The following is a 22718-nucleotide window of genomic DNA, read 5'->3' as shown; positions in this document are numbered from 1 at the left end:
CAATTACAATTAGCAAATTATCTATTCAATAATAGGAGCTGGCCTGAACTCCTTGGTTGGATCGAAAATATATCTATATGTTATATGCGTTTTTAAAACTTTACTACCGACAGATTCACATATTTTCATCATCTTCGGATTGAAACTTCCAATCCAGTTCATTTCAAAATCTGTATACCTTCCTGAAGGTTGAATAACCTTCGCTGCGGCCATTACAATAGCCCCCTCAAGACCTTTTCCCTGAAACTCTGGCACTACACCGAACACTACACCGAACATCTTCTTGCAAGCTCCTGTGTATTTATAGTAAAGAAATTTCAATTTACCCAGCAGATCCAGTTTACCATTTACATGTTTGAAAATCTGATTTACCTCAGGAATCATAATGAAAAAAGCTACAGGCTCATTGTCATAGTATGCAAACCAGACCAAATCTTCATCCATGACAGGCTCCATTTTTTTCATTTGGGCCAGAGCCAGAGCCTTTGAAGTTTCTCTGACGCCGGTATGTTTTACCCAGGCCTTGTTATAGATAATCCTGAAATCCTCCGCATACTTTTCGAGGTGCTTCTTTTTTATGCGTTCAAATCTATATTTAGGATCCCGATTTATCCTGTCAGCTTTTTCAGCATAAAGTTCTGGAAGTGGTGCATCTACTGGGCGATGGTAGGTATATTGTTCAAAATAGGTTTTCCACCCATAAGCTTCAAAAAGACTTCTGTAGTAAGGAAAATGATAAGGCATTCCATAATTAGGCTCTACAAAACCATCTACCAGTAAGCCCCACCAGTTAAGCCTTTCTCCGAAATTTATAGGACCATCCATAGCTTCCATTCCCTTCTCTTCGAGCCATTTTTTGCAAGTATCAAACAACATAAAAGCTGCCTCCTGAATATTTATACATTCAAAAAATCCCATTCCACCAGTAATATAATCAGTAGCTTTGGCCGTCTTGTTATTTACAAATGCAGCAACACGCCCTATTGTATTATTATTATCATCTTTTAACAGCCAGCGAATGGCCTCACCATGACGAAAAAACTTATTTACTTCCGGATCAAAAATTCCCTCAATGTCTTTGTCCAAGGGACGAATCCAGTTCTTATCTTCTTTATACAATCTGACCGGGAACATCAAAAACTCCTTCCTGGTTTGACTATCAGCAACTTCAACAATCTTCATTTTTGAGAAAATTAATTTAAACTCAAATCTACAACAAATTGGTGTTTTTACATTCACAATTAAAGAGGAGGAAAAATTCACTCAGCAATTGTAGAATTTTTCAACAAATATTGAGATAAACCACAACAAAATGATGAAAATATAAGGACTAAGGGCACAAACGCATCATTTTTTCTGAATATATATCAGAAAAACCATAATTTTGCTTTTTTAATACCTACTACAATGAGTGATCAGATCGAAGTTAAAGAGATAGAGAGTGCCTATAAAAGGCTTCAGGGAGTGGTAACGCATACATCCCTAATTCGGAACAACAATCTTTCGGAAGAGTATCAGGCTAATATTTATTTAAAGAGAGAAGATTTACAAATTGTAAGGTCTTATAAATTAAGAGGAGCATACAACCTTATCAGCAGTCTTAATCCCGATCAACTTAAGACGGGAGTTGTTTGCGCCAGTGCCGGAAACCACGCTCAGGGAGTTGCTTATTCCTGCAACCTTTTAAAGATCCAGGGAAAAATATTCATGCCAACTACCACCCCTAAGCAAAAGGTAAGTCAGGTGAAGTTATTCGGGAGAGAGTTTGTGGAAGTTATTCTTACAGGAGATACGTTCGATGATGCTTACTTTGAATCGATGAAATATTGCAAAGAGCATGGAATGGTATTTATTCATCCTTTTGAAGACCGCAAGGTAATTGAAGGCCAAGGAACTGTTGCCATAGAGATACTGGAAGATATTGATACAAAAATAGATTATGTTTTTGTCCCAATAGGCGGTGGCGGTCTGTCAGCAGGTGTTTCCTCCTACATAAAAAGTAAAAGTCCTGATACAAAAATAATAGGTGCTGAGCCACTTGGAGCACCTTCTATGGCTGAGGCAATCAAGCAAGGCAAGGTTGTTACACTTGAACAAATAGACAAATTTGTGGATGGAGCCGCAGTGAAAAGAGTCGGAGAACTTAACTATAATATCTGCAAGAAGCTTCTTGATGATGTGATAATAGTTCCTGAAGGGAAAGTATGCTCATTTATAATCAAACTTTATAATGAAGAAGCCATCGTAGCTGAACCTGCAGGAGCATTGAGCATTTCTGCGCTTGATTATTACCGTGAACAAATAAAAGGTAAGACTGTTGTTTGTATTGTTAGCGGCAGCAATAATGATATTGCCAGGATGGGCGAAATTAAAGAAAGGTCGCTTCTTTATGAAGGTCTTAAACACTATTTCATAGTAACATTCCCTCAACGTGCAGGAGCTTTAAGAGAATTTTTGGATGAAGTGTTGGGCCCCAATGATGACATAACAAGGTTTGAATACACAAAAAAAAATATAAAGGAAGAAGGCCCAGCATTTGTGGGCATTGAGCTGAAACACAGGGAAGATTACACTCAATTGATTGAGAGAATGAATAAGAAGAACATAAGTTATATAGAATTAAATAAAGACCCTAATCTATTTAATTACTTTATATAACAAGGAGTCCAAAAGTTCTCGATACACCTTTAAAAGGATTACCAGCAATGAAGATTAAGGCTTTATTTACATTAATGTTCTTTACTTTTCAAGGCCTGCAGGCTGAAAATCTGTCTGCTTTTTTTAGCAAAAGCAACAAATTCTTTTCAAAATATGTAGAGAAAGGAAAAGTAAATTATCAAAAGCTCAGTCAAAACGAAAAACCCTTGGCTGAGCTTACCAATCTTATAGCCACGGCTGACCTCTCCACTTCTGACACAACAGAAAAAAAGGCTTTTTATATTAATGCCTACAATATTCTTGTCATTAAAGAAATTACCGACAACTATCCTATTGAATCCCCTCAGGATGTTGATGATTTTTTTACTACCAAATTTATGATTGCAGGAGAAAAATTATCATTAGCTGAAATTGAAAAGAAAAAAATCTTCAGTCAATACAATGATATCCGGCTGGTATTTGTGATTTCATCAGGAATGATAGGATCTGCTCCAATTTTAAATGAAGCCTTTACCCCTAAAAATCTGGAGAAATTACTTACAGAGCAGGCCAAGCTCATTTCCAATGACAATAATTATATACGGGTTAAAAAGAACTCAAATCTGATATTGCTGGCGGATATTTTTAAAAGATCAGGAGCTAAGTTTAAAGATAAAGACCTGGTAAAATATGTTAATGCCTACAGGGAAGAAGATCTTCCGGAATCTTACAGCTTTGATTTTTATCCGGGGAATAGAAAACTTAATGATATCAAGTATTAATAAAAATGTCCTTCGCAATATTGAGAAGGAAATTTTTATTACAAATTTTAAGTGAGCTCCTCCTGAATCTTTCTCCTAAGGGATGGTCAACTTATTTGTAAATAATTATTTTAGTTCTAGTATACCCCAATCAAGCAAAATGCTTGATCAATTTTAGGTACAATCGAATACGTATGCATCAGCTTTACTCATCAAAATCGAAAAACTTAAGCCCATCATCTTTAGGTTGACTTTCCTCTAATGGCTCTGTTGCTTTATCTTCAGATACATTATCTCTTCTTTTCGGCTTAAATATATCCAGCAACTCTCTTTTCTCCTTTTTAAAATCTTCTTTGATCTTGTTCTTTGTCCGCTTGGTATCGTAAGCGATCTTATAATTATCAGTCGTTCCTTTTACAGTTAGGAATACGACGGACTGCCCCCTTTTGTCATCCTCAATTGCGCCAAAGGCTTCGTCTTTGTCTTTGTGTTTTCTCTTAAAGTTTTTTAACGGTACAGTCAACCTGTAGTCCATAACATGATCAAATGTATGTGTACCTGAAACAGAGATAGTGGAAACATTTGTAACGATAGTCATTTCAGGAATCGTAATGACCCTTTTTTCTATGTAGACTGTATTCTTCAACTCTGAAAATCTCACGTGCTCCAGTTCTTTTTCTTCAATGAATCGGGAAAGACTTTGCATGGGCTCGAAATTGTTAAGCTGTCCATTCAAAATCTTCACATCAACTTTAGCCACAACACTTTTATCATCTACAGAAAACTTCTCATTCATATTCATGAAAAGGTTTACATTACCTGTAATTTCACCCTTCAGATTCTTATCAATTATAAATTTCTGATCAAAGTTATTACACATGTAAAAGATACTATCTACCTGTATGCCGTCAAGCACAGTTTCAGAAGTAAGTTCAATATTGGAAGGGCTTGCAAAATTAAGGCTTCCATTTACAACCAGCTTTCCTCCGGCCAATCGGCAAGAAGCTCTTTCCAGAGAAATCCAGGGATCTTTCATACTGTAGACCCCTTTGACATTTTTTGCGTGGAACTTCCTGTAGCTAAACTTCTCTATATCACAATTAAGATGTACTTCATATTTTTTAAAAAATGGGAAAACCCTTTCTTCTTTTTCCTCCTCTTTATCATTAAAATCACCGGATGATTTTTTGGATGATTTTCCACCAACACTCAAGAGCTCTTCCACATCCAGATATCGTGAAACAAAATCGGCATCTACAAAGAGTTTTCTCTTTTTATTAAACATTCTTGCAAGCACATTTTTAAATAATCCATTGATTGTAAAATCACTCCTTCCGATATTTCCTTTAAAGTCATTTACAGCGATATCATTATTATTAAAAAGGAAATCACCGCTGATATTTGAAAGTTTGTAAGGTAGATTATCAATAAGCACATTGATTTTACTGGCAACGATTTGTCCCCCAGCGTTAAACTGGTCAGGATTTTTTTTCAGCTCCTCTGAGCTACCAGTAAAATTGATATCGAAATCCAGATTACCAGTAGCCTCCTTAACTTTTTCGACGGGATAAAAAGAAAATATTGACTCCAGAGACAAGGAACCTTCTGCTTTGAAACGAATAAAAGGATTTTCAAAATTTTCAAGGAGGAAGTCTCCTTTTACTGGTTTTCCATTCAGGCTAAAACTTATATCTGATAGTTTCAGAAAAGAAGTCTTTGCGTGATGTTTATTTCCATTAGAAAAATAGCCAACAAGGTTTACCTTTTCCAGGCGCCCCTTATAATCAGGGTGAAAAATAGAAGTATTGCTAATGCCAAACTCAACTACTATCAATGGATTTTTAGTTTCGCTGATCTCCCCTTTTACTGATGACTTAAAAAAGATATTTCCGGAACTCGCATAAGAGGAAAAACTTTCAGCAATCTTTTTGGGCATCAGACTTACAAGAGTTTGTATCTGGCCTTTTTTACCTTTAAATTCAAAATCAATAAATTTTTTATCTTTATAGGCAAAAGATCCGGACAGGTCAAATTCAGAATTTTCCACTTTGAGATTAGAAGGTAAGACAATAAACTGATCTCTTTCATTGTCCAGAATTAATTCACTAAGAATCTCAAGATTTTTTCCCTTGAAATAATCATGACCTGCAGCACGAATTTTATGAGAAACCAATTTGCCATCCAGGCCAATGTTATACCTTTTTTGTTCAAGTTTAATCTTAGCCGCCAAATCTTTTGCCAGCAAGTAATACCCCTGATCTTTAATTTCATTTACAAAAGACAGTTCGACATTATTCAGCTTTATTTTTTTTAGATTAAAGCCAACATCTTCAGAAGCGGAAGTCGTATCAGTCTTTAATATTTCATAGTTCGCCCTTCCCTGTTTGTCCGTTCGAATTGAAATTTTTGCATCTTCAACATAAAGATGGCTGATTACATATCTTTTTTGGAGCAAATCCCAAGGATCGAAAGCAAGAAAGACTTCTCCTGCTTCAGCAAGCTTCAAGTCACTACCCTCTATACTTTCAGCAATTTTAACTTTTTTAAACTCAAGGGTGATCTGAGGGAATTTTTGAAAGATTGACACTTCGACATTCGGATCTACATCAACTTTTGCAGTGAGGTAGGTATTTAACTCCTTAATAGTAAGGGCTATAATCTCTTTTTTATAAAAGGCGACAACCCCGGCTACAATTCCAACCAGTAGCAGCAAAACGAGTGCGATAAAGAGCACTACCTTTCCGATTATTCTGAGTTCTTTCAATTCAATTATTTGAGACTACAAATCAAAAATTTTTTTTGCGTATTTCTACGAGTATTAGCACTTTTTAGAACGGGCGAAAAAAAATATTTATTTTTTTTGATTAAGCTATTGCATTTATGAAAAAACCCTTTACCTTTGCATCGCGATTTCGGAAAAGGAATAGAGAAAGCAAAGAAGTTGCTTCAACAAACCAAGAAACGAACGAAATTAAAACTTATTGGGAGCTTAGCTCAGCTGGTTCAGAGCACCTGCCTTACAAGCAGGGGGTCACTGGTTCGAACCCAGTAGCTCCCACATAAAACGAAAGAGATGTAGTAATAACTGCATCTCTTTTTTGCTTTTAGCTCTGCTGGCTCAGTGCATCCCGACCATAGTCGGGAGGGGCAATGGTTCGAACCCAGTAGCTCCCACATAAAACGAAAGAGATGTAGGGATAACTGCATCTCTTTTTTGCTTTTAGCTCTGCTGGTTCAGTGCATCCCGCCCCCCAGTCGGGAGGGGCAATGGTTCGAACCCAGTAGCTCCCACTTAAAACGAAAGAGATGTAGTAATAACTGCATCTCTTTTTTGCTTTTAGCTCTGCTGGTTCAGAGCATCCCGATCATAAGTCGGGAGGGGCAATAGTTCGAACCCAGTAGCTCCCACATCTTAAGGACAACTTCAAAAGAGTTGTCCTTTTTTGTTTTATTGCACTCACTAAAATCGAGAGACGAAATACTTAGTAAGTGTGACATTAAAATGAATACTAGTGAAAAGATGTTAAGCATTCCACGCGAAGGTATTACTCAGGTTATTTTACAGATGCAATTAATCTGGTTGTTATTGAGATTGAACGATTGAGACATTAAGCAAATTTGCTTTTGAAAGATATGACTTGTGGTTACAATCAGTTTATATTACATTCTCACAAATAACCCTGGTTTTAGGCAAGCTTCCCGGGAAGCTTGTATTAATATAGGTTATCAGTTTCTCTCTTACAATACAACGTAAATCCCATGCACTTCCCGCGTCAGCTGCACTAATGAGGACTCTTAAGTCAACGCCCCTATCTGAAGCCTCTGTAACCTGTATTAAATTTACCTTACCATCCCAATATGCTTTTCCATCTGTTTCCAGTATCTTCTTTAATTCCAGTCTGAGGAGATCTAAAGGAACAGAGTAATCACAATAAATAAATACAGTTCCCAGAATATCAGAATTCACTCTTGTCCAATTTTGAAATGGCTTTTCTATAAAATCAGAAATCGGAATTATTAATCTTCTCAAATCCCAAATTCTAACAACAACATAGGTAAGTGTAATTTCCTCTATACGTCCCCATTCTTTTTCAACAATTACAACATCGTCAATCCTTATTGGCTGAGTAAATGCTATCTGAAAGCCCGCCAGAAGATTGGCAATTGACTTCTGAGCCGCAAGGCCTATAATTATTCCTGCAATACCTGCTGAAGCAAGAATACTCGTCCCCAGCTCTCTCACTCTGGTAATAGTCATTAAAGCTATTGAAGACGCAACAAGAATTATTATAATTGTTGATATGCTCTGCAAAAAGTCAATTTGTGTTCTTGCTTTTCTTTCAGCGAGATTATTTTTGGTATTAACATCAAATTTTAAATAAAGGATTTCCTTAATAAATCCAGTAACACAAATCAGAACGTTAGCAATGGCAATAATCAGAACGATGTAAAATACCTTATGTAATCGTATCGCAAATACCCCTGTATAATTTGTAAAGGTAAGTCCAATGTTAAGCGCCAATACAGAAAAAAAAATCTGAACTGATGATCTTAAATTTTTTACGAATAGTGATGCGGCCACTCTCTCTTTAAAGAGGACTTTTATTCCTTTTAAAATCAAAAAGCTAAATATAAAACCTAATAAAGCACTTAAGCCTAAAATAAAAATATTTTCAATTTCGATAGGTGCCCTTAATAAGAGTTCTGTATACAATTCTTCCATATGTAATATAGGTTGGACTCTAAAATATCCCATAAACAATATCATTAGCATTAAAATCAGATTAGATTTTTATCTATGAAAAATTATTATCCTGAATCATCAAAAAAGAACACATATAAAGAACTTATATAATTAATCAAATGTTCATTTTCCCCTTGATCATTCCTTAACAAAGAGATAGAAAACTTCTAATTTCATTCTAATCTGCTCAAAAAACTTAAATCGTAATATTATGGTTTCTTCCTCAAGATTATGGAAAAGACAATAATAGTATCTAATCGCCTACCTGTTTCAATAAGCAAGAAAGACAATCACACGATATTCACATCAAGTCCAGGAGGCCTCGCAACTGGCATGGCATCAGTGAGTAAGTCAATGAACTCGATTTGGATTGGCTGGGCAGGATTTCATCCCGAAGATTTTTCTGAAAAACAAGATGAATTAAAATCTAAATTATCTGATCAAAATCTATTTCCCATCTTTCTTGAAAAAGACGATGTAGAGCAGTTTTATGAAGGTTTCAGCAATACGACTCTGTGGCCTCTATTTCACTATTTCCCTAAATACACTTCTTGTCACGAAGAACAATGGGAGGTGTACAAGAAAGTCAATCAGACCTTTTGTGATGAAATACTAAAGCATGCCAATGAAGACGACTTCATATGGATTCATGATTATCATTTACTGCTTCTCCCCGGCCTTTTAAGAGAAAAATTACCTAAAGCAAAAATTGCATTCTTCCAGCACATCCCTTTCCCATCATACGAAATCTTCAGAATACTTCCCTGGAGAGAAGAAATATTAAAAGGTATTATCGGAGCAGATCTGATAGGGTTTCATACAAATGACGATGTAAAACATTTCCTTACATCAGTTCAAAGGATACTAGGTCTGGAAAACAAAATGGGGGTAATAAGAAGCGAAGATCGTTTGTTTAAAGTTGATGCATTTCCATTGGGTATTGATTATGACAAATTTCAGGAACTAGCATTAGCTAAAACAACAGAAAGGCAGGTCGGACTTTATAGAAAACAGTTCCATGACGTGAAGCTTATCTTATCAATCGACAGGCTTGATTACTCTAAAGGAATACCCGAAAGACTCAAAGCCTTCGATTACTTTCTTGAAAAGAATCCAGAATTCAGAGAAAAAGTATCTCTTTTGATGATTGTTGTGCCATCAAGGGAAAAGGTTCAGTTATATAAAAATTTAAAAACAGAAATTGATGAACTTGTAGGCAATATCACTTCCAAATACAGGACTGTTAATTGGAACCCAGTGCTATACTTTTACAGAGCATATCCATTACAATCACTTTCTGCATTTTACAATCTTTGTGATGTTGCCCTTATAACTCCTTTGCGCGATGGGATGAATCTTGTCTGTAAAGAATATGTCGCCAGCCGTCATGACGGAACCGGATCTCTTATTTTAAGTGAAATGGCTGGAGCAGCGAAAGAATTATCTGAAGCAATCATAATAAATCCCTATAATATTCAGGAATCTGCTGAGGCAATTAAAACTGCACTTTGCCTTCCCTTTGATGAGCAAAAGAGAAGAATATCGGACATGCAGCTATTGCTGAAAAAATATGATGTCATTAACTGGACTACTGTCTTTCTCAATTCCTTGGAAGAGATAAAACAAAAGCAAGCAGAAATGGCGATGAAGAAAGTCTCGAAACAAATCAGAGATAAAATTGTCACAGACTTTATCTCAGCGCAAAAGCGTATCCTGTTTCTTGATTATGATGGAACATTAGTTTCATTTCAAAACAGACCAGAGCAGGCAAGTCCTGATGAAGAACTTAAGGATATGATCAGAAAACTATGCGAAATCTCCAATCTTACAGTTGTCATAATCTCTGGAAGAGATAAAGCAACCCTGGAAAAATGGTTTGGAAACTTCAAACTGGACATTGTTGCAGAGCATGGATTCTGGATTAAGAAGGGAAGAAAATGGAAAGCAATGATTCAATTACAAAACGAGTGGAAAATACAACTGCTTGAAATCCTTACCCGATTTGTAGGAAAAACGCCCGGATCTTTTATTGAAGAGAAAGATCACTCTCTTGTCTGGCATTATAGAAAAGCTGATACTGATCTTTCAAACACACGAAAAAAAGAACTACTTGATTACCTACAATACCTTACTACCAATATGGGGCTATCTGTACTTGAAGGGAATAAAGTTGTGGAAATAAAAAGTTCTTTGATTAATAAAGGAAGAGCTGTAAAGAGATATCTTAAGTCCAACTATGATTTCATATTTGCAGCGGGCGATGACTGGACAGATGAAGATATGTTCAAGGTAATGCCAGAACATGCGCATACTATAAAAATCGGATACTCCTTATCCGCCGCAAAATATAGCATGCCAGAGCATTTCAGAGGAACTGACATAGGAATAAGGGGGTTCCTTGCTGAATTCGCCAGCTCATAAAAACGAATAGATAAACTAATGGCATTGTATTATTAAAGAGAAAAGAGGGTTTGTCTCCTTCCTGAAGTGGAGACTGGTAGACAGTAATTTCAATATAACCTCCCATCGGAACAAAAGGAAAGTACTTCCACAAGTATATATAAATGAATATATCGATTCTTTACTTAAACACATGAAAAAGTATCTATCCAAGAAATAGATTGATAAATCTTCATGCCTAAATGTATCCACAGACTTGTGAAATGATATATGATTTAAAAGAAGAGTGAGATGCGGATCCGAAACAAGTTAACAATTCAGTTCACAGGCATAGTATTTTGTATTCTTATAGTATTTAGTGCATCAATCTATACTGCATTCTGGAAATACAGAACCTACTATTTCAGAAAACGCCTAAAAGAGAAAGCATTAAATACTACAAAAATGCTTATCGAAGTCAAAGAGATCAATACAGATCTGCTAAAAAAACTGAGAAGGAAATACTTTCTGACCTTCCCGAATGAATTCGTAAGAATCTATGACAAATACGATAACCTGGTATATAAAGATGATACCATAAACTACAAACTTCCTAATGAGCTGCTTCAAAAAATCAGAAGCGAAAAAAATTATTCTTTTTCTATAAAGGGCAGGCAAGTTGTGGGCATAGACTATGATGGAACCTACGTAATAACTGCCTCAGCAATTGATAAGGATGGATATGAGACCCTCAAATTTCTGGCTCTTTCTTTATTTGCAGGAAACTTCATTGCATTAATAATTATCTTTCTATCAGGAAAATTTTTTTCGTCAAAGGCTTTATTTCCTATTGCTGATATTATCGAAGAGGTTGACAACATTAATGAAGGCCATACAGGCTTAAGATTAAAGAATAGGGACGGTAAAGATGAAATAGCTACATTGGCTAATTCCTTTAACAACATGTTCGACAGGATAGAAGATACTTTTGAGAATCAAAGCAAATTCATCTCTCATGCTTCCCATGAATTAAGGACTCCTCTTACATCAATTACCGGGGAAATTGATGTGGCCTTACTAAAGGACCGCACATCTGAAGAATATAAAGCAACACTTTACTCCATATTGGAAGAGTCTCTTGCACTTACTGAACTTTCCAATAAATTACTTAAGCTACTTCAATCCAATAATAAAAACCTTAATGCTGACAGAATTAATTTAAGACATCTTATAGATCGGCTTGAAGAAGAGATATACGAACGCAGATACAAAAACAAGTTTAAAATTGAGAATCGAACATCAAAAGAATTAAGTATTTTAGAGATTTTTGGAAACGAGGATTTGATTAAGGCTGCTTTAATCAATGTGATAGACAATGGATTTAAGTACTCTGATTACCCGGTTACTCTTAAAATAAGCAGGCAAGAAGGAACAAAGATATCCTTCAAAGTAATAGATCATGGAATTGGTATAGACAAAGATGATCTCAGCAAAATTATTCAGCCATTCTATAGAAGCTCTAAAGGTAACGAGAAGAAAGGCTTTGGCATTGGGCTTTCATTAACAGAAAAAATAGTAACGCTCCATAAAGGAACATTAGAAATATTTTCGAAGCCAAAATTTGGGACTCAGGTCACTTTGACATTTCCTATATAAATAGGAATCACATAAAAGTCTTGCCTATCATTTTCAAAATTTGGAAGTGCATAAAATTATCCATGGAGGAGTTTCTCTTTGTGTTTTCATTAAAATTCAATGGCTTAATTGTGTAGCCATCAATCTTGAAACTTTCAGCACGAATCCTGTTTTTTTCTTCATTAGATGTAGTCATTACGAAAATTCTAACTAAATCAAATCTTCTATCCTTCCTTATCTCTTCCAAAAATTCAAATCCATCCATCTTCGGCAAATTAAGATCAATTACAATAATATCAGGAATTGGAATTTTATTGACTCCATTAAGTAACTCTAATGCCTCTACACCATTATGAACAGAATGAAAATCTATCGGAAGATTAAATTTTTGTATAGCTCGCTCAAAACTATATAAGTCTAGTTCATCATCTTCTAGTAGTAAAATAGATTTAGCTGCCATATTCATTATAAAGAAATCCCTTGCCTTACTTTTTATCAGTAAAGAGTAAAGGGCTAACACGATCCACGAGATAGGCAGATCGCAACTAATGTTATATATGATAATAAATAACACATAAATTTACTCAGATGATTGAGGTTCGGAATTAGAATTTAATTAGAATTAAAATTCCAGTTCAAATTTCCACCTGAGAAGATTAAAGGACTTTTCTGTTAATATTAAAGCGAAACACATTTATAAATCATTGCGTCTCAACAGTCCATATATGTATCTCACTAGGCACAAAATTAAGATGGAACTTATGATCTTAGGCATAAGTTAATTTAATAAAAAAAGACCATGAAAAATATTTTGATAATAGCTATAATGTTCTTGGGATTTGCTTGTAGTAGCAATAAAACAACCGTTTCATCAACCCAGGTGCCTGATGAAGTCGTTGCATCATTTAACAGAAGGTATCCTGATGCAAAAGATGCTACATGGAAAATCAATAATGAAGGATTATATGAGGTTAAATTTGAAGATGGAGCGGGTAAGAACCGTGATGTTTTTTATCGGGGAGACGGTGACCTAGTTAGAGTTGATAAGTAAAAATGATGAGGCCAAGTCTGGCCTCATTTATTTATACACATTTAAAGCTTTTTTGCATAAAATTTCCTTCTTTAAAAGACTCTCTAATTCTTATAAGTAAAAAAGCTGTCCTAATAATAAGGACAGCCCTTCTCAGTGAAATTTGAAGAAAAAGATTTTATAAAACTTATCTGACCACAACCTTTACTACGCTACTTCTCCCCTCAGATTGAACTATTAAACCATAAATTCCGGACTTTAGGTTACTGATATCAACCTGCCCCTCGCTTCTACCTTGCTGAAGTAGTCTGCCTGAATAGTCCAAAATGGAGTATTCGAAATTCCCTTGCAATCCTTGAACCTGAATAAACTCATCTGCAGGGTTCGGATATATGTCGATAGTAAGTTGATTGTTTCTTCCTATGTTAGTAATAATTCTCTCTGCAAGTATTGCCGTACCAAAAAGAGAAGGATCCTGCCATGCGTTATCTTCACCAGCATTCCAGGATAGCTTTTTATCTCTGCCACTGCCATCGTCATCGTCATTAATCATAAAATCAATACCAATAAGTTGGTCTTTCGCTGGTGTACCCTGTAATGTTGACCAAGGAATACTTGCTTCTATGATGTAACCATCAGTAGTGCTAACGCTGCTATAGACAATTCCTGCAGAAGATCTTCCGGATGGTAATGTCCCTACCACTGCCCCGTCGTTCCAGCCGAATGTATACTGAACATCATTAGCTCCATAGGTGGTTGCTTTATCGTTATTGATATCAAAGTAAAACTCAACAGCATCATCTTCATAACTATTAGGACTGTCATTGGTCTTCACATTGTCGGTTACAACAGCCAGAAGATATACATTTGTATTGTCCCACATAATTTTAGCTGAACCGCTTAAATCGTTGCTGTTAGATATCGTTCCAACAAGAGTTTTTGTAGCAGTGATGGGTGCAACAATTGGATCATTCCACAATTCATCCACAACTCCATCTATAGTCGGAGCAATGTTTGTATTGTAAATCTTGTAGGTATAGGTAACTTTAACAGTGATAGCAGCTCTTGGCCCTTCACAACCACTCAAAGTTTGAGAAACATAATACGTCACAGTTCCTGGTGCAGATGTATTTGGAACTGGAGCTGAAGCTAAAGCAGTACCACCTGTCTGCACTGTATACCACTTCAAGCTGGTTCCGGAAGCTGTTAATGGAGTTGCGATATCACCAAGTTCATATGCAACAGAAGCTGTTACTGTCGGAGCAGGAGTTGCGCAAGGATTTTCACAAGCAGGTTTATAAACTTTAAAATTACCAGACACATTTAATAACGCGAGCATATATAACATACCGTCGTAGTACCTCCATTGCCCGCTAGGGACTGCCATGTTCCAGAATGCCTGCACAAAAGGTGTAGAAAGCGCTGTATTACTTGTTGCCAGAGATGCTACCGCATTGCAGGCAACAAGCCCTCCGGATTGACTTCCTTCTGCACCTGAGCCATCCCAATTATAATGACTTTGATAGTTAGCTCCACGATTTTTAAAGAAAGTTAGATAACGCTCAGCAACCGCTGGTTGCAAAGGATCTGCTTTAAACCAATGGTAGTCCATCCCTATATTCATAATACTTCTCCATGCATCATACATAAACCTGTGACTATTGGAGTTGAAGGAAGTAGATTTAGGTGTTCCGTCAAAATTAGAGTAGTCTGTTGTTAAGCCAGAACTAGAGTGAGAAGCATCACGAAGTAACTTTCTTGCTGCTGCCGGTGTCTGTGACCAAAAGTTTTTATTCGTAGTTGACCAACGAGCCCACAACTCCCAAAAGGCAGGTAAGTTATAAGAAGGGTCAGTGTAGTCGTACGACCCCTGATTAGGTCCAAATGTTATTAATTTTGAATTGGTATTGAACAAATTATTGATACCACCAGCACCTGTTTTGCTCTGCACCTTATTTAAAACAGATTGTGCTTCAGCAGCATAATTAAAAATTCCTGTACCATTTCCCCAACGGTTAGCAGCAAAGAATAAGGCTGTTACAAAATATGCTTCACCATCCGGAGCAGGGTTATTATCCTTAGCACTTCCACTTGTATTTAATGACCATCTAAAGAACCCATCCAGATTTCCGGATGTATGATGCATGTAGGTCTTGGTCCATCTCCACAGTTTATCAAACTCAGCTTTTTTGTCAAGCTGCACACAAATCATCATTCCGTAAGACATACCTTCCGAGCGGACATCATTATTAGCCACATCAAGAATGTAGGCCATGTCTTGCCCTACCGGATAATACAATTGCTGATTTGAGTTACCATAGAAAATCTGCTGAAAAGCGTTGTTGATCTTGGTATTAATTTCTGTATCGTTTTTGTTCAAAAGTTCTTTGAACATATTTCTGTAAACGCCCGTAAAATAAGCACCCTCTCCGGTTTCTTTACAGAGATCCTGTGCATGAGAATTTCTGCTGGTGCAGAGGAACAGCACCATAAGTAATCCGCACAGCAAATTAATTCTTTTGGGAAAAAGATTCTTCATAAGCTAACAGTTTAAATTAGTTGGAAAATTTTTAATAGTTTGTATTATAAGTATATAGGTTTTAAAATTTACAATTCCGGCTCCATATAGGGTAAATACAGAGACCATATAAACAAAATCCCTCCGCCCAACTTACAATCTTGGCAGTACACAGAGGTAAATAAAAAGTAAACATCCTTTCTAAAAAAAATCTGATTAGATCTTTTTTAAATTCTATTGCTTGTTCTTACCTCAGCATATTCTGGGCTCAAAGAATAAAAACAACTATTTAAAAATTTTTACAAGAAAGAACTACCAGAGTTCATTTCCTCCAAAAGCACATTTCTGGTTATTAGAATTTTAGATGAGGAATAATGTATCCCTCCCTCTTAATAACACCTTATAATCAAAGCAATAAAAAATAAATTAGAAGAGATTGACAGATTAGTAAAAATTTAAAAGGCCGGAAAGATTTTCCGGCCTTTTAATGCATCATTTTGTTGCTGTTTCACTTTACTGATGAAACAGTACCAGATTGTATTAACTACCTCTTAACTGTTATCTTCTTTTGCACGATTGAATTATCCTTCTTAATACTAAGGACATAGATTCCCTCTTGTAATCCGCCTACATCTATCTTTACTGTATTTCCTGCAACTTCAGTTTTCTGAACAACTTCCTTACCCAATACATCTATTAAGGTGAAAGTCGCATTTGATAAATCCAGCTCTGAATCTATATATACTTCTCCGCTCGCAGGGTTTGGATAGAAATTAGCAAATACTGTGCTTGCTGATGACCAGAACCCTGTAACGCTACCTGATGTTACAGTTGTCACAGATGAAGTTGTAACTCCACCATTACTGTCGGTTACCCTTACTGTTATAGAATGATCTCCAGGGCTTGGGTTATTCCATACAAAGCTATAAGGTACAGTTGCGCTCGTGCCAATGACATTGGTCCCATCCAAAAACTCCACCAGAGTAATACCTCCATCCGGATCAGATATGTCTGCCGAAATCGTAACTGAACCTTCAATTATTGCATTGGATAAAGGTGAAGTAATCGTAATGACGGATGGTTGATTTGCATTCACAGTTACCTGTAGAGCCTGAGATTTTGCTTTACATTGAGAAGCATTTGTTACTTCCACAGTATAAACTCCAGCTTCAGTTGCAGTATATTTTGATTCTGTACCTACTTTTACATCATTTCTATACCACTGATAAGTTAATCCTGAACCTGAATTGGCTTGCAACCCAACACTACCTCCTATAACAAATGTAGTTGGTCCTGAAGGTGTGATAACAGCATTCGGATTTGCATTCACAGTTACTTCTATAAGAGCTCTCGAACTTTCACAACCGTTTACATTCTGACTAACATAATACTTTGTTAAGCCTGCTGAAGTCGTAAGGGGCACGGGAGCTGATGATGCACCTGTACCTCCTGAAGCGGAAGTAAACCACAATAGCCCTGTACCAGTGGCAGACAACGGATTTGCTGTTGCATTCTGACAGTATGTCAGGGTAGCAGTTACTGCTGGAGGAGCAGGAGTAGTACATGGCAACAGACCTTGCAGAATAGCTGTACCAAATAAAGAAGGATTCTGCCATGCATCATCTGTCGATGCATTCCATGATAATTTACCATCCCTTGCGCCATTGTCATCATCATCATTGATCATAAAATCCATCCCCAAGAGCTGTCCGATAGCAGGAGTTCCTTGTAAGGTTGTCCATGGTATTCTAGCTTCTACGATATATCCTCCGGTACGTGCTATTGCTGAATAGGTTATCCCAGCAGTTGATCTTCCGGAAGGCAATACTCCAACGGTGGTTCCATCATTCCATCCAAATGTATACTGAACATCATTTGCTCCGTATGATGTGGCCTTATCATTGTTAATATCAACATAAAATTCCACTCCATCATCGTCGTACACGTTCGCACTTTCATTTACTTTCGTTTCATCCGAAACGTCTGCAAGTAAATAAAGATAGGTATCATCCCACAGCACCTTTGCATAGCCCGATAAATCTGCAGCATTTGATACTGTGCCAGACAACAATTTAGCCGCACTTACAGACAATACACTTGCATGGCTCCAAGTAGGATCAATAGCTCCATCAATTGTAATAGGAGAACCTGTTTTAAATATTTTATAGGTATTTACAACATTTACTCTTACAGATGCCCGCGGACCTTCACAACCATTCAAAGTCTGACCTACATAATAGGTGGTGGAGCCAGTAGTTGAAGTGTTTGGAGTGGGAGCAGAAGATAAGGCAGTACCACCGGATTCAACTGTATACCACTTTAAACTTGTACCAGTTGCAGTTAATTGACTAGCTGTTGCATTTTGTTCATAAGTAATAACAGCAGATGGAACTGTAGGTGCAGGTGTGGAGCAGGCATTACATTCTTTTACTGTAATATTTGAACTTCCGGTACTTTGATATCCTTCTGACTCCATGATCTGGTAATCCCAGGTAGTACCCATATTCATACCCAAACTCCTCCATTTATCTACGTGATTTTTGAAAGTCACAGTACCACTTGACCTTTTAGAGGTACGAACACTCCAATATTGTTGAAATGTAGCATCACCTATAATGGAAGGTTTATTGACCCGGGTAGATACGTAAATATTATAAGTACCTCCGTCACTGGTAAAAGAACCTTTGTGAATTATATCACTTGTGTTACCCGGAGGTGTCCATTGACCATAACTTTCAACGACATAGTATTCAATTAAAGGATCTTTAGTCCAGCCGTAAACAGCTAAAAACCCATTACTTCCTCCATTGTAAGACCCTTCAAAACATACCGTTCTGTCTGCTTTTCCAACTTTCCAGCCTTTTCCGGCAGTAAAGTTATTGATATTATTCCAGGTAGTGCTGTAGTTCCCACCAGGACCTAAAGTCATAGATGCAGAACCTCTTTGTCCATCATTCCAGAAGGAATAGAAGTATCCGTCATGGGTACCTTGAGTATTATTGGTTATTGTCTGAGCATAACTTTGTTGCCAAGAGAATAATAAAGTAAATACTGCCATTGACAGCATTCTGAGTGAATCTCGACAGAGTAATATTCTTTTCATAAAATATCTTGTTTAATTAATGACTTAAAATTTCATTGAGCAGCTTATTTGAAGTGGCAGTACACAGAACCAGCTAAAAAGTAAACACATACAGAAAAAAAACTTTTCTTAGTTCGTTTACAATTCAATTGACTATGTGTAGTCCTCCAAAACATCTTTAAACCATTATAAATCAAGATTATGAAAAAACTTATACTTCTGATTTTCTTATTCATTAATGTCACCTGCTTTGGCCAGCAATATTCTCAAAAATGGTCGGACATAAATTATGCAGGTGACAATCAAGGTTTTCACAACCTTGACATCTACCTGCCAAAGGTAATTAAGGATAAATATCCTGTGGTTGTATATATTTATGGAAGTGCCTGGTATAGCAATAATTCCAAAGGAGCAGACATGAACACTGTAGGAGCAGCATTACTGGATGCAGGATTTGCAGTAGTAACACCGAACCATCGATCTAGTGGAGATGCAAAGTTTCCTGCTCAGATCCATGACATAAAAGCTGTAACTAGATTTATCAGGGGCAAAAGCGCAGATTATAAATTTGATACAACCTTCATAGGTATCAGCGGAAGCTCATCCGGAGGGCACCTAGCATCATTAGCAGGAACAACCAATAATGTTAAAAATTATACAGTGGGCTCTGTTACAATGAACATAGAAGGGGATCTTGGGAAATACACTCAATATAGCAGTTCTGTAGATGCTGTTTGTGACTGGTTTGGCCCAATTGATTTCTTTAAGATGGAAAACTGTAATACTTACAAATCCGGAAATTCTCCCGAGTCTGATATTATAGGGGGACCACTCCCATCTAATTTAGATAAACTAAGACTTTTAGGTCCTATTACCTACATTGACCCAACAGATCCTCCGTTCCTAATTTTCCATGGAAGCAGCGACAATGTAGTTCCAAGCTGCCAAAGCCAGTTTTTTAATACTGCTCTGAAAAATGCAGGTGTAGAAAGTGAATATATATTAGTTCAAAATGGCCAGCATGGTCCGGGTGTCAATAATGTACAAACTAACCTTCAGAAGATGGTAACTTTTTTCCAAAATGCGAGGGAAACTGTAGTAACTTCCATTTATGAAACAGCTCATAATTCATCAGCACTCATAGTAATCTCCGAGAACTCAACTGTTGATCTTTCGACATTATCAATTGGAAAAATTGAAAAATATGAACTAGCAGATATGTCAGGCCGAATGGTTCATTCAGGATCTTCAACCGGAAATCATATCTATCTTGGCGGATTAAATAATGGCATCTATATACTTTCGCTTTACACTTCAAATGGTGAAAAACTGGTACAAAGAGTAGCAAGTTGGAGATAATTATCAACTGTAATTCAATTCGGATCAACTCTGATCGTAAAAAGGTATAATTAAAAAAACAATCAACAGAAAAGGTTCAGGCAATTAAAACTCCTGAACCTTTCTGTTTTATTAAGAACCTTCTCTTATTATTTATATCTGAAATGATGATAAGTTTGGATATATAACTTGATTAGATTGTTTATTCTTGAAAAGAAATCTTACTGCCTATTAATCCTAATCACGTCCTGACTATCTACCTGATTAATAAACAGAAAGTATATTCCAGGCATAAGATTTTTACCTGCCTGCAGTTCATCCGCTCCTTGGCCCCGCTCTATTAAAGTACCTTTCGCATCAGTGATGTGGTATTCAAAATCGCCATCCTTCTGAATATGTATTCCCGATTCTGAAAATGGATTTGGATATAAATTAACATTTCTATCTTTATTAATTTTTAACCCTGTTATCACATCAGAAAACTCCATATAATTCAAATTCATATAACTCGCATCAAAAGCAATTCGCATAATATGCTCTCCTGCTTTTAGATTTACATTTTTTACAGTTACTGTTTGCCATGCTTGCCAGCCTCCTGTATTAGGGACATTCACAGGACCAGTAACATCAACACCATCCATTTCTATATGAAGCACTTTGCCATCGCCATCTGCAGCCACCCTTACATTAAGATCGTATTGCCCTGAAGCTACAACATTTACTGTATATTCCAGCCATTCCCCTTGAAGGATATACCCTACATTGTAGGCACCTTCGGAGTCCTGGGTAGTTTCTATATCCACTTCATCATTTCTAAATGTAGCTTTTCCTTCATTCCCATTGGCATTGGCTTCATGGTATGCCATTCCTTCTCCTCCAAGATCATACTCTTCAGCCTCAATTCTTCCAGGAATCAGGTGGGCCTCTCCTTTAAATGGTTCCTGTTTCAGTTCTTTGGCTAGTGTAAATGTGACATAGTTGAGATTTACAAAATCGGTAGCAACAATGGAAATACGCAAAACTTTTTGTCCGGCAGCAAGATTGACATCCTTTACTTTTACCGTTTGCCAGGTTTGCCAGCCGCCCGTATTGGGTATGACTACATTGCCAGCGATTTCGCTTCCATCCATCGCCAGCGAAACTGTTCTGCCTGTTCCATTTGCAGCTACTCTCAGATCAAGATCATAAGTTCCCGGAGTTTTTATATCAACACTGTATTCAAGCCACTCTCCGGCAGTTGCGTATCCAATATTATATCCTGCTCCAATATCTGTACAAATCTCAATATCTACATCTTCATCAGTTCTGAAGTTTACTGAAGGAGTAACCTGGCTACCCGGGCTATCATCACTGTATGCAAAGCCATTACCCCCCAAATCAAACTCTTCAAACTGAATAGTACCGGGAATAACATGCGGACTACCCTTGTATGAACTTTGTGGCACATTAACTTTAATTGTAATAGTTGCTTCAGCAGTTTTACCCTGACTATCCGTGGCTACAGCTTTTATCTGGTAATTGCCCGCAAGTACGCTTGGCCAGGTATATGAATAAGGAGCGGAGTTATCAGTATTAATTAAAGTGCCGCCAGCATAAAATTTAACATTGGTTATACTGCCATTAGGGGAAGTAGCAGATACAGACAATTCTATATTACCACCCGCAGTAAAGATTGAATTATTTACAGGCCCAACAAATGTAACAGAAGGGTTAGTAGTTGCCGGAAGTAAGCTTAGCATCTTCTGAGCATACCGCTGCCCCAGGGTCCTATAAGAAGCAGAAGTAAAGTGTAGTTTATCTCCTACATGAGGAAGTCCTGCAGCAGAAACAACATGAGCATTCGGAACAACTTTTGGCATGGTTGCAATAACAGAATTATGTCCTCCGCAGGCACCACCTTCTGCCGTAGTAACAAGCTCCCCAACCAACAATGGAACCTTAACCGGGTCCAAACCTAAATCTTTGATCAGATTGTCATAAATTGCTTTAACCTTTGCCGGCCATGTCGATTGCATGTTGTTGGTTTCACCCTGATGCAGAAGAATCCCTTTGATAACGCCGTCCTTTTGTGCAATTTTTGCCACTTCAACCAGACGGCCATATGGATTGCCTCCATACTGGGCAATCGTACCTTGCATCCAGCTTGGAGCTGTTGCTACATAACTCGAATAATTTACCTTATCAAACAGAGCAATATCACAACCTCCAATTGCGACAGACACAACACCTACCTTAATATTAGAAGGAAGATTGGCAACCATAGTCCTTCCAAAATAATCTGAAGGCCCTAAGCCTGTATTACACCTCACAAGAGGAGGATTGGCTGTCTGCCATTTCCCCAATGTGTAGGACTTGCCACCTGAATTACAATTAACAGCTCCAATCACCTGAAACCGGCTATCAACCGATCTATCCTGAGTCTCAATCGTAGCAGCTCCTTCCATATTGGATTGACCAAAACAAAGATAAATATGAAAGTTTGGGTCCTGAGCAAAAGAGATTTGCGAAGAAACAAACGTCAGCACTATAAGCATCCAACGGGCAATAGGAGATTTTTTCATAATATTGAATTCAACAGCCATAAGAAGTTGGGG

At 37.0% G+C, this 22718-nt stretch carries 13 protein-coding genes and 1 tRNA gene; 7 read left to right on the top strand and 7 right to left on the bottom strand.

Annotated elements, in window-relative coordinates; translation table 11 throughout:
• Positions 1 to 21: 21 nt before the first annotated feature.
• A complete protein-coding gene (locus MYP_RS10220) occupies positions 22 to 1182 on the bottom strand; it encodes a hypothetical protein (protein WP_045462405.1) in 1161 nt (386 codons plus the stop codon).
• Between the two features lie 225 nt (positions 1183 to 1407).
• On the opposite strand from MYP_RS10220, the gene ilvA reads away from it, so the two are divergent.
• Together ilvA and MYP_RS10210 are read left to right on the top strand one after the other, a co-directional pair.
• The gene (ilvA, locus tag MYP_RS10215; RefSeq protein ID WP_052430080.1) at positions 1408 to 2658 is read left to right on the top strand and encodes a threonine ammonia-lyase IlvA; all 1251 of its coding nucleotides are present in this window, start codon (positions 1408 to 1410) and stop codon (positions 2656 to 2658) included.
• Positions 2659 to 2705: 47 nt separating this feature from the next.
• Positions 2706 to 3419, top strand: a complete 714-nt coding sequence (locus MYP_RS10210; RefSeq protein ID WP_045462399.1) for a DUF547 domain-containing protein — start codon at positions 2706 to 2708, stop codon at positions 3417 to 3419.
• Between the two features lie 184 nt (positions 3420 to 3603).
• Here MYP_RS10210 and MYP_RS10205 read toward each other — a convergent pair whose 3' ends face one another.
• The gene (locus MYP_RS10205) at positions 3604 to 6162 is read right to left on the bottom strand and encodes an AsmA-like C-terminal region-containing protein (RefSeq protein WP_045462396.1); all 2559 of its coding nucleotides are present in this window, start codon (positions 6160 to 6162) and stop codon (positions 3604 to 3606) included.
• Positions 6163 to 6381: 219 nt separating this feature from the next.
• Between MYP_RS10205 and MYP_RS10200 the strand changes: the two genes are divergently transcribed.
• A tRNA-Val gene (locus tag MYP_RS10200) sits at positions 6382 to 6456 on the top strand.
• Positions 6457 to 7053: 597 nt separating this feature from the next.
• On the opposite strand, the gene MYP_RS10195 is transcribed toward MYP_RS10200, so the two are convergent.
• Positions 7054 to 8121, bottom strand: a complete 1068-nt coding sequence (locus MYP_RS10195) for a mechanosensitive ion channel family protein (RefSeq protein WP_045462394.1) — start codon at positions 8119 to 8121, stop codon at positions 7054 to 7056.
• A 252-nt stretch (positions 8122 to 8373) separates the two neighbouring features.
• Here MYP_RS10195 and MYP_RS10190 point away from each other — a divergent pair, with 252 nt between their 5' ends.
• Together MYP_RS10190 and MYP_RS10185 are read left to right on the top strand one after the other, a co-directional pair.
• Positions 8374 to 10563: a bifunctional alpha,alpha-trehalose-phosphate synthase (UDP-forming)/trehalose-phosphatase gene (locus tag MYP_RS10190; RefSeq protein WP_045462391.1), complete on the top strand. Its 2190-nt coding sequence runs from the start codon at positions 8374 to 8376 to the stop codon at positions 10561 to 10563.
• A 270-nt stretch (positions 10564 to 10833) separates the two neighbouring features.
• Positions 10834 to 12177, top strand: coding sequence for a sensor histidine kinase (locus MYP_RS10185; RefSeq protein ID WP_045462380.1), 1344 nt, complete (start codon positions 10834 to 10836; stop codon positions 12175 to 12177).
• Between the two features lie 7 nt (positions 12178 to 12184).
• Here MYP_RS10185 and MYP_RS10180 read toward each other — a convergent pair whose 3' ends face one another.
• Complete coding sequence (locus MYP_RS10180) at positions 12185 to 12616, bottom strand: response regulator (RefSeq protein WP_045462666.1); 432 nt, start codon at positions 12614 to 12616, stop codon at positions 12185 to 12187.
• A 339-nt stretch (positions 12617 to 12955) separates the two neighbouring features.
• Between MYP_RS10180 and MYP_RS10175 the strand changes: the two genes are divergently transcribed.
• The gene (locus tag MYP_RS10175; protein WP_045462377.1) at positions 12956 to 13207 is read left to right on the top strand and encodes a hypothetical protein; all 252 of its coding nucleotides are present in this window, start codon (positions 12956 to 12958) and stop codon (positions 13205 to 13207) included.
• A 166-nt stretch (positions 13208 to 13373) separates the two neighbouring features.
• On the opposite strand, the gene MYP_RS24945 is transcribed toward MYP_RS10175, so the two are convergent.
• Together MYP_RS24945 and MYP_RS24940 are read right to left on the bottom strand one after the other, a co-directional pair.
• Positions 13374 to 15725, bottom strand: coding sequence for a glycosyl hydrolase family 8 (locus MYP_RS24945; RefSeq protein WP_052430078.1), 2352 nt, complete (start codon positions 15723 to 15725; stop codon positions 13374 to 13376).
• A 523-nt stretch (positions 15726 to 16248) separates the two neighbouring features.
• The gene (locus tag MYP_RS24940) at positions 16249 to 18807 is read right to left on the bottom strand and encodes a glycoside hydrolase family 11 protein (protein WP_052430077.1); all 2559 of its coding nucleotides are present in this window, start codon (positions 18805 to 18807) and stop codon (positions 16249 to 16251) included.
• 180 nt (positions 18808 to 18987) lie between these two features.
• Between MYP_RS24940 and MYP_RS10160 the strand changes: the two genes are divergently transcribed.
• Entirely contained in the window at positions 18988 to 20145 is a 1158-nt protein-coding gene (locus tag MYP_RS10160; RefSeq protein ID WP_081990472.1) for an alpha/beta hydrolase fold domain-containing protein, read from the top strand.
• 200 nt (positions 20146 to 20345) lie between these two features.
• On the opposite strand, the gene MYP_RS26915 is transcribed toward MYP_RS10160, so the two are convergent.
• On the bottom strand, positions 20346 to 22685 hold the full coding sequence (locus MYP_RS26915) for a carbohydrate-binding protein (protein ID WP_156140480.1): 2340 nt from the start codon (positions 22683 to 22685) through the stop codon (positions 20346 to 20348).
• Between the last annotated feature and the right edge of the window lie 33 nt (positions 22686 to 22718).

The organism is Sporocytophaga myxococcoides (assembly GCF_000775915.1).
GTDB lineage: Bacteria > Bacteroidota > Bacteroidia > Cytophagales > Cytophagaceae > Sporocytophaga > Sporocytophaga myxococcoides_A.
This window is presented reverse-complemented; position numbering and strand designations above follow the sequence as displayed.